The organism is Streptomyces sp. SID3212 (assembly GCF_009865405.1).
In the GTDB taxonomy this organism is placed as follows: Bacteria; Actinomycetota; Actinomycetes; order Streptomycetales; family Streptomycetaceae; genus Streptomyces.
This window is the reverse complement of sequence record NZ_WWJY01000014.1, coordinates 1-8950: the sequence shown is the minus strand read 5'-3', so window position 1 is coordinate 8950 and position 8950 is coordinate 1. Positions and strand designations below refer to the sequence as shown.

General features: G+C 74.2%; 7 protein-coding genes. 3 read left to right on the top strand and 4 right to left on the bottom strand.

The window, feature by feature from the left end; all coding sequences use genetic code 11:
- Window positions 1-41: 41 nt before the first annotated feature.
- Window positions 42-1787, bottom strand: a complete 1746-nt coding sequence (gene hutU / locus GT042_RS01105) for a urocanate hydratase (protein WP_237530365.1) — start codon at window positions 1785-1787, stop codon at window positions 42-44.
- Between the two features lie 192 nt (window positions 1788-1979).
- On the opposite strand from hutU, the gene GT042_RS01100 reads away from it, so the two are divergent.
- The 3 genes from GT042_RS01100 (at window position 1980) to GT042_RS01090 (ending at window position 5386) form a co-directional block, all read left to right on the top strand.
- Complete coding sequence (locus GT042_RS01100; RefSeq protein WP_161306817.1) at window positions 1980-3407, top strand: diaminopimelate decarboxylase; 1428 nt, start codon at window positions 1980-1982, stop codon at window positions 3405-3407.
- A gap of 2 nt (window positions 3408-3409) precedes the next feature.
- Window positions 3410-4087, top strand: coding sequence for an alpha/beta hydrolase (locus GT042_RS01095; protein ID WP_161306816.1), 678 nt, complete (start codon window positions 3410-3412; stop codon window positions 4085-4087).
- A 69-nt stretch (window positions 4088-4156) separates the two neighbouring features.
- A complete protein-coding gene (locus GT042_RS01090) occupies window positions 4157-5386 on the top strand; it encodes an MFS transporter (protein ID WP_161306815.1) in 1230 nt (409 codons plus the stop codon).
- Between the two features lie 643 nt (window positions 5387-6029).
- Here GT042_RS01090 and GT042_RS01085 read toward each other — a convergent pair.
- The 3 genes from GT042_RS01085 to GT042_RS01075 all read right to left on the bottom strand — a co-directional run.
- Entirely contained in the window at window positions 6030-6608 is a 579-nt protein-coding gene (locus tag GT042_RS01085; protein WP_161306814.1) for a hypothetical protein, read from the bottom strand.
- A gap of 89 nt (window positions 6609-6697) precedes the next feature.
- Window positions 6698-7534 (bottom strand): MurR/RpiR family transcriptional regulator, encoded by an 837-nt coding sequence (locus GT042_RS01080; protein ID WP_161306813.1) that lies wholly within the window; start codon window positions 7532-7534, stop codon window positions 6698-6700.
- Window positions 7531-8950 (bottom strand): aromatic amino acid lyase (locus GT042_RS01075; protein WP_161306812.1); only part of this gene is annotated, 1420 nt, incomplete at its 5' end. The genes GT042_RS01080 and GT042_RS01075, both read right to left, overlap by 4 nt.

Sequence of the window (8950 nt, the reverse complement as noted above, 5' to 3'; positions counted from 1 at the left end):
GGGTTCGCGGGCGGGCGGCGCGGGGTGCGGGGTGCGGGGGCTCACGCGGGGGTGCCGTCCGTCGTGGAGGTGGCGGACCCGGCGGGGGCGGACCCGGCGGCGGGGAACTCTGCCGCGGAGGACTCGTCGGCGGCGCCCTCGCGCATCGGGACGCGGACGCCGCGCTCCTCGGCGACCCTCTCCGCGATGTCGTAACCGGCGTCGACGTGGCGGATGACGCCCATGCCCGGGTCGTTCGTCAGGACGCGGCGGATCTTCTCGCCGGCGAGCTTCGTGCCGTCGGCGACGGTGACCTGTCCGGCGTGGAGGGAGCGGCCCATGCCGACGCCGCCGCCGTGGTGGATCGAGACCCAGGAGGCGCCGGAGGCGACGTTGACCATGGCGTTGAGGAGCGGCCAGTCGGCGATGGCGTCGGAGCCGTCGAGCATGGACTCGGTCTCGCGGTACGGGGACGCCACCGAGCCCGCGTCCAGGTGGTCGCGGCCGATGACGACGGGCGCGGCCAGCTCGCCGGAGGCGACCATGTCGTTGAACCGCCCGCCCGCCTTGTCGCGCTCGCCGTACCCGAGCCAGCAGATGCGGGCCGGGAGGCCCTGGAAGTGGACACGTTCGCCGGCCAGCTTGATCCAGCGGTGGAGGGACTCGTTCTCGGGGAAGAGTTCGAGGATCGCCCGGTCGGTCTTGTGGATGTCGGACGCCTCGCCGGACAGGGCCGCCCAGCGGAAGGGGCCCTTGCCCTCGCTGAACAGCGGCCGGATGTAGGCGGGTACGAAGCCGGGGAAGGCGAAGGCCCGTTCGTATCCGGCGAGCTGGGCCTCGCCCCGGATGGAGTTGCCGTAGTCGAAGACCTCGGCGCCCGCGTCCATGAAGCCGACCATGGCCTCGACGTGCCGTGCCATCGACTCACGGGCGCGCAGGGTGAAGTCGGCGGGCTTCTCGGCGGCGTACGCGGTCATGTCGTCGAAGTCGACACCGAGCGGGAGGTAGGCGAGCGGGTCGTGCGCGGAGGTCTGGTCCGTGACGATGTCGACCGGGGCGCCCTCGGCGAGCATGCGGGGCAGCAGTTCGGCCGCGTTGCCCAGAAGCCCGATGGAGAGCGGGCGGCGCGCGTCGCGGGCCTCGGTGGCCAGCCGGAGGGCGTGGGCGAGGCTGTCGGCCTTCACGTCCAGGTAGCGGTGCTCGATCCGGCGCTCGATGGCGCGCGGGTCGCAGTCGACGCAGATGACCACGCCGTCGTTCATGGTCACGGCGAGCGGCTGGGCGCCGCCCATGCCGCCGAGCCCGGCGGTGAGGGTGATCGTCCCGGCGAGCGTGCCGCCGAACTTCTTCGCGGCGACGGCCGCGAAGGTCTCGTACGTGCCCTGGAGGATGCCCTGGGTCCCGATGTAGATCCACGAACCGGCCGTCATCTGCCCGTACATGGTGAGCCCGAGGGCCTCCAGGCGCCGGAACTCCTCCCAGTTCGCCCAGTCCCCCACCAGGTTGGAGTTGGCGAGCAGCACGCGCGGCGCCCACTCGTGGGTCTGCATCACGCCCACCGGGCGGCCGGACTGGACGAGCATCGTCTCGTCCTGCTTGAGCGTGCGCAGCGTACGGACCATGGCGTCGAAGGAGCGCCAGTCGCGGGCCGCCTTGCCGGTGCCGCCGTAGACGACGAGCTGGTCGGGGTGTTCGGCGACCTCGGGGTCGAGGTTGTTCTGGAGCATGCGGAGGGCGGCCTCCTGCTGCCATCCCAGGGCGCTCAGTTCCGTACCGCGCGCTGCTCGTACGGGGCGGGGTCCTGACATGGCGGTGCCTCCTCCATGGGGGTGGTGCACAGTGGATCGTGTGGGCCGTGCACGTCATGTTGGCCGATCTATTCACATCCTGGACGGATGAATAGTTGTAGTCAACAGGCGCGGGGCGCACGCGGCCCGATCGGGGGCAGATCGACCGCAAATCGACGGCGATCGGCCGACAACGATGATTGGCTGGCACGCATGGGCCTGAACCGCGAGAACGACCGAGACCGCGACGACCGGAACGTCCGGGCCGGCGGCGCGCCCGCCCGGCGTGACCGCGCGGTGCGCGCCGCCGTCGTACAAGGGCTGCTCACCGAGGAGCAGCCCGTGATCGCCCTGCTCGACGTGGACGGGATCCGCGCCTCCGCCGCCGCGCTCCGTACCGCGTTCGCCGAGGTCACCGCCCCGGACACCGCCGTCCTGCATGCCTTCGCCGTGAAGGCCACCCCGCTGGTGCCGGTCCTGCGGCTGCTGAACGACGAGGGCATCGGCGCCGAGGTCGCGAGCCCCGGCGAACTGGCGCTGGCCAGGGCCGCGGGCGTCCCGGCGGAGCACACCGTCCTCGACTCCCCCGCCAAGACCACCGCCGAGCTGCGCGAGGCCCTCGCGCTCGGCATCGCGGTCAACGCCGACAACCCGCAGGAGCTGGGCCGCCTGGACGCGCTCGTCGCCGACGCCCCCGGCCACCGCTCCCCCATCGGACTGCGCGTCAACCCCCAGGTCGGCGGCGGCTCCATCGGCGCGCTGTCCACCGCCACCGCGACGTCCAAGTTCGGCGTCGCCCTCCGCGACGAGGGCTCCCGCGCCTGGGTCGTCCGCGCCTGCCTCGCCCGGCCCTGGCTCACCCGGCTGCACACCCACACCGGCTCGCAGGGCGTCCCGCTGGAGCTGATGGCACGCGGCGTCCGGGCGGCGTACGAACTGGCCGAGGAGATCAACGCGGCCGTCGGCCGGCAACAGATCGACACCCTCGACCTCGGCGGCGGCCTCCCGGTCAACTTCGCCTCGGACGAGGAGACCCCGACGTACGCCACCTACGCGCGGCTGCTGCGGGACACCGTCCCCGGACTGTTCGACGGCAGGTACGGCCTGGTCACCGAGTTCGGCCGCTCCCTGCTGGCCAAGCACGGCACGGTCCTGGCCCGCGTCGAGTACGCCAAGTCGGCGGGCGGGCGCCCGATCGCGGTCACACACGCGGGCGCGCAACTCGCCACCCGTACGGTCTACGACCCCGCATCCTGGCCGCTACGCGTCGCCGCGTACGACGCCGAGGGCCGCCCGAGCACCGCCCAGGCCGTGGCGCAGGACGTCGCGGGCCCCGCCTGCTTCGCGGGCGACCTCCTCGCCGAGAACCGGACCCTCCCGCTGCTGGGGCAGGGGGACCTGGTGGCCGCGCTGGACACCGGCGCGTACTACTTCTCGAACCACTACGCGTACAACAGCCTCGCCCGGCCCGGGATCTACGGGTTCGCAGAGTCCCCCGACGGCGGCGACAACGTCGGTGACGGGGTGCGCTTCGCTACCGTACGGACACCCCAGACGGTCGAGGAGATCGTCGCCGAGTCGGGCGGACCGCACGCGGACGCGCTGCGCGCGGATCGCGAATCGCTACCGAGGGATCGCTGACCATGGCCACATACGTACTGCTTCCCGGCGCCGGGACCGACACCTGGTACTGGCACCTGCTGGAGGCCGAGCTGCGCGGGCGGGGCCAGGACGTGGTGGCGGTGGACCTGCCGTGCGACGACGACACGGCCGGACTGGCCGAGTACGCCGACACCGCGGTCCGGGCCGTCGGTGACCGTACGGATCTGATCGTGGTGGCCCACTCGTTCGGCGGGTTCACCGCCCCGCTGGTGTGCGAGCGCGTGCCGGTCGACCTGTTGGTGCTGCTCCAGGCGCAGATTCCGGCGCCGGGTGAGAGTCCGGGCGAGTGGTGGGGCAACACCGGTTTCGAGCAGGCCAGGCGCGAGCAGGACGAGCGGGACGGCAGGTATCCGGACGACACCGTCGCCCTGTTCCACCACGACACCCCGCCGGAACTGGCCGCGCAGGCCCAGGAACACGCGCGTCCGCAGTCGGCCACCCCCTTCATGAAGCCCTGGCCACTGGCCGCGTGGCCGGACGTGCCGACGAAGTTCCTGCTGTCCCGGGACGACCGCTTCTTCCCGGCCGCGTACATGCGGGGGATCGTGCGGGAGCGGCTCGGCATCGCCCCCGACGAGATGGCCGGTGACCACTGCCCGATGCTGGGCCACCCCCGGGAACTGGCCGACCGGCTGGAGGCGTACCGCACGGAGGCGTAGGGGCCGCCCGTCGACCAGGCGCCGTGGCGGAGCCCGTCCGCCGGGCTGATTCCGCGCATCCTGAGACCCATGCGGATCACACCACGGCACCTCGGCTACCCGGCGGCGGCGGTGGTGTTCGCCATCGGCATGGCGGGCACCACGCTGCCCACCCCGTTGTACGGGCTGTACCGGGAGGAGCTGGGCTTCTCCGAGTTCATCGTGACGGTGGTCTACGCCGTGTACGCGGTGGGCGTGATCGCGGTCCTGCTGCTCGCCGGGAACTACTCGGACAAGGTGGGCCGGAAGCCGGTCCTGCTGATCGCGGTGGGGCTGTCGGCGGCGAGCGCGCTGTGTTTCCTCTTCGAGGGCGGGCTGGGCCTGCTCTTCGTGGGCCGCCTGCTGTCGGGGTTCTCGGCCGGTCTATTCAGCGGCTCGGCCACCGCGACCGTGCTGGACCTGGCCTCCCCCGCGCACAAGGCGCGCGCGGGCCTCGCGGCGACCGCCGCGAACATGGGCGGGCTGGGCTGCGGGCCGCTGCTGGCCGGGCTGCTGGCCGAGTACGCGACACACCCCCTGCGCCTGCCGTTCCTTGTCCACCTCGTCCTGCTGGCGATGGCCGCCTGCCTGACGCTGCTGCTCCCGGAGAGCGTGAAACGGCGGGCGGCCTCCGGGGACGGGAAAGCGGGGCGGGTACGGCGGTGGCCCCGGCTGACCCCGCAGGGCCTGGTGGTCCCGCCCGAGGTCCGCGGGGTGTTCGGTCCCGCCGCGCTCGCGGGTTTCGCGGGTTTCGCGCTGCTGGGGCTGTTCAGCTCGGTGGCCCCGAGCTTCGCGACGCAGACGCTGCACGAGGACAACCTCGCGGTCGTGGGCGCGGTGGTCTTCTCCGCCTTCCTCGCCTCGACCGTGGGGCAGCTCGCGATGGGCTGGGTCGGCGGACGCAGGGCGCTGCCCCTGGGCAGCTTTGTCCTGGTGGGCGGGCTGGCGCTGGTCGCGGCGTCCCTGGCGGCGGAGTCGCTGGGCCTGCTGGTGGCGGGCGCGGTGGCCGGCGGCCTGGGCCAGGGCCTGGCCTTCCGCGCCGCCGTCACCTCCATCGGCGCGGCAGCACCACCGGCCCAGCGCGCGGGCACGATCTCGGCGTTCTTCGTCATCGCCTACATCGGCATCTCCCTCCCGGTGATCGGCGTCGGCGCACTCTCGCTCCTGCTGGACCTGCGGACCGTGGGACTGATCTTCACGGGGTGCGTGGCCGCGCTGGCGGCGTGGGTGGGGCTGCGCACGACGGGGCGGGGCGGGGGCGGGCGCGGCCCGGGCGAGTAGGGCCCGTATCGGCCCGGGTGGTACGTCCGGGCACGACCCGGAAAACACCGCACGGGGCCGCCCCGCGAGCACAGCCGGAAGCCCACGGCAGGGCGGGGCGCGGGTGGGCGCGGCCCGGGCGGGTAGGGCCCGTCACGACCCGGGCAGTACATCCGGGCACGACCCGGAAAACACCGCACGGGGCCGCCCCGCGAGCACAGCCGGAAGCGACACACGGAGCGCCACCGGGCAGCGCCCGGAAACCACCGCCGGGGACGGCTCGGGGAGTACGGCTGAACGCGCCCACGAACTACGGGCGGGGGCGGCGCGGGGGGCGGCGGGCGCGGCCCGGGAACGCAGGGCCGGGCGCAGCCCGGCACACACGGGCAGGCACGCCCAGGGAGCACCGCCGGTGGCAGCGCGGGAAGTGCGGGCACGGGTGGGGTGCCGGAGCGGGCAGTCGTCGCGCGTGGGCACGAGGTGCGCCGGCGCGGGGAAACCACGCCCCAGCCAACGCGGCCGAGCGGGGCGGTCGCCGCCCGCGCAAGCGGTGGCCACACCCACGCAGGGGAAGCCGCGGCCCCGTCAACGCGGCCGAGTCCGGCGGTCGATGCCCACGCGCGTGGTCACGCTCCCGCGATCGCGGCCGAGCGGGGCCCGTTCGTCAGGGGCGGTGGCGTCGGCCGCCGCCCGGGGTCGCGTCGCCCGCGCCGACCCCCGTGGTGCGGTAGCCCTTGACCCGCTTGCCGGCCGGGCGGCCCGAGCCGGCCCAGTCCGTACGTACCCACAGCAGCGCGTCGTCCCGGCGCTCCAGGCGCCCCAGCCAGGCCGCCTTGAGCCACAGGCCCACCCCCGCGCCCGCCAGGACCGCGCCCGCGACGACCGGGACCGCGAAGGAGCTGCCGACGGCGGCGGCGAACCCGCCTGCCAGCCACCAGACATGGGCGCGCCGCCAGTTCCGTGTCGTCACGGCCCGGTCCTGGAGGACGTCGAACTTGCCCGCCCGCGAGGCGCGTTCCGCCCAGGCGGTGTATCTGCGGCGGCGTACCAGCACCACGGCCGCCGCCGACAGTACGAACAGCGCCACACCCGCGTAGACGCCGATCCTGCGCCCGGTCAGACCGGGGATCAGCAACCCGATCCCGGCGGCGACCACCCCAAGCCACCAGAGCGGGGCCGCACCGGCCCGTACGACCACCGCGACCCTCACCAGCGACTGTCCACCGCGTCCCGCACGCCCCACGATCCGCCTCCTCACGGCCTGTGTGTGCCGGGGAGATTAATAGGACTTCCTGAACAATTTCTGAGAACCGGTCGCCGAGAACCGGTCGCCTACTCCACGAACAGTCCCCGCGCCGCCGCCCCCGCGTCGAACTCCTCCAGCCGCGTCTGCGCCTCCGGCAGGTGGTCGCACATCGCCTCCAGCAGGACCCGCCCCAGCAGCATCGGCGCGCAGGCCGTGTCGAAGGCGAGGCCCGTGCCGACGGCCGCCGGGATCAGCAGGTCGCTGTACTTGGCGACCGGCGCGAACGCGGAGTCGGCGACGGTCACCACCGTCAGCCCCGCCGCCCGCGCGTACGTGAGCGCCTCGACGACCTCCTTGGGGTGGCGCGGCAGCGCGAAACAGAGCAGGGCGCTCGCACCCGCGCTCCTGGCCGTGTCGATCCGGTCGGCGAGCATCGTGCCGCCCTCGTCCAGCAGCCGTACGTCCGGATGGACCTTGGCCGCGAAGTAGGAGAAGCCGCGCGCCTGCGAGGAGGCGGCCCGCAGCCCGAGCACCGGCAACGGGCGGGACGCGGCGAGGAGCCGGCCGGCGCGCTCGACCGGCGCCGGGTCCGCGAGCAGCTCGGCCAGGTGCCGGAGGTTCTCGATCTCGCCCAGCACGGCCTGCTGGTACTCGTTGTACGGCGCCGCCCCCGCGTCCTGCTCGGTGGGCGCGACCTCGCGCAGGTGCTTGCGCAGCGCCGGGTAGCCGTCGAAGCCGAGCGCGACGGCGAAGCGGGTGACGGACGGCTGGCTGACCCCGGCCAGTTCGGCGAGTTCGACGCTCGACAGGAAGGGCACGTCCCCGGCCCGGCGCACCATGCTGTGCGCGATGCGCCGCTGGGTGGGGGTGAGGCGGTGGCCCTCGAAGAGCTGCTGGAGTCGGGCGGCAGGGCTGTCGCTCACGCGATCCCCCTTCTCGGGTCCGGGCCGGGCTGCGGGACGAGCGGCTCGATGGGCGATGGTACGGGCGGCGGTACAGGCGCGGGTACGGGCGGCGGCAGGACGGACGCCGGAACGGCGGTGGTGGGTACGGTGGTCGTACGGGGCGTCGCCCGTCCCGCACGGCCCCCCGCGTCCGCCGCCAGGTCGGTGAACCGGTCGAGCAGCGCGGCGGCGCCCGTCACATCATCGGTCAACGGCCGGTCGGCGAACGACTCTTGAAGTACGGACTCCGCCAGCTCGAAGGCCCGCCCCACCGGCAGACCGGGCTCGGGCCGCAGCCCCCGCTGCCGCAACGCCCGTACGGCGGCGACCAGTTCGCAGCCGACGACCAGCCGGTACGCACCGGCCGCCCGGAGCGTCTGGCGCGCGGCGAGCGAGGCGAAACTGGCCTGTTCCTCGACACCCCGGGACAGGACGGTGTGGCCGAGGGAGGCCGGCGCGGAGTACGCCCGCAGATCGCCCAGCGCCGCGCCCGCCGCGTACTCCAGGATCATCACGCCGGAACTGGCGGGCTCGGCGTCGGCGAGGAAGGGCCGCAGCCGGGTGAAGGCGGGCTCGTTCAGGGCGGCGAGGCGGGAGGTGGACAGCCGGGCGGTCTGGACGAGCGAGAGCCGGAAGTGGTCGAGGGCCAGGGCCAGTTGGGCGAGGTAGAAGCCGCCGTGGTGGTACGCGGCGGGCACGGGCTCGCTCTCCGTGCCGGGGACGATCAGCGGGTTCTCGGCGGCGGCGTTGATCTCGACGGCCAGCGCGCTCTCCAGGGCGTCGGCGGCGTCCCTGGCCGGTCCGTGTATCTGCGGCACGCACCGGAACCCGTACGGGTCCTGGATCCGGCCGAGCGGCGGCGCCGGGCGGTCGGGCGCGCCGAGCATCCGGCGCATGTCTGCGGCGACGGCGTACGAACCGGCGTGCGGACGGGCCGCGTGGACCGGTTCCGCGAACGTCTCGTACGAGCCGTCGACGGCCAGCAGCGAGAGCGCGGCGACCAGTTCGGTGGCGGTCACCAGGCGGCGCAACTCGTCGAGCGCCAGGGCCGCCTGACCGAGCGTCAGCGCGTTGCTGCTGATGAGCGCCAGCGCGTCGTTGTTGTCGAGGGGCTGTGCCCCGGGGGCCCGCCCGCCCCGCCAGGGGTGTTCACCGGCGAGGGCGAGGCCCAGCTGGGCGAGGGCCGCGATGTCGCCCGTACCGACGGACCCGAACTCGTTCACCACGGGGTACGCGCCGCTCTCCAGCGCCTCGCAGAGCGCGGTGACGACGGTCGGGCGCAGCCCGGCGCCGCCGGCGAGGAGCTGGTTGGCCCGTACCGCCAGCATCACGCGGACCTCGCGGGCGGGCAGGGTGCCGCCGATGGCCCCGGCGTGGCTGCGCAGCAGCCGGAGG

What these genes read in the sequence shown, in the direction of transcription:
- hutU (WP_237530365.1), bottom strand. Translation starts at nt 1,787, where the DNA reads ATGTCAGGACCCCGCCCCGTACGAGCAGCGCGCGGTACGGAACTGAGC.
- GT042_RS01100 (WP_161306817.1), top strand. Translation starts at nt 1,980, where the DNA reads ATGGGCCTGAACCGCGAGAACGACCGAGACCGCGACGACCGGAACGTC.
- GT042_RS01095 (WP_161306816.1), top strand. Translation starts at nt 3,410, where the DNA reads ATGGCCACATACGTACTGCTTCCCGGCGCCGGGACCGACACCTGGTAC.
- GT042_RS01090 (WP_161306815.1), top strand. Translation starts at nt 4,157, where the DNA reads ATGCGGATCACACCACGGCACCTCGGCTACCCGGCGGCGGCGGTGGTG.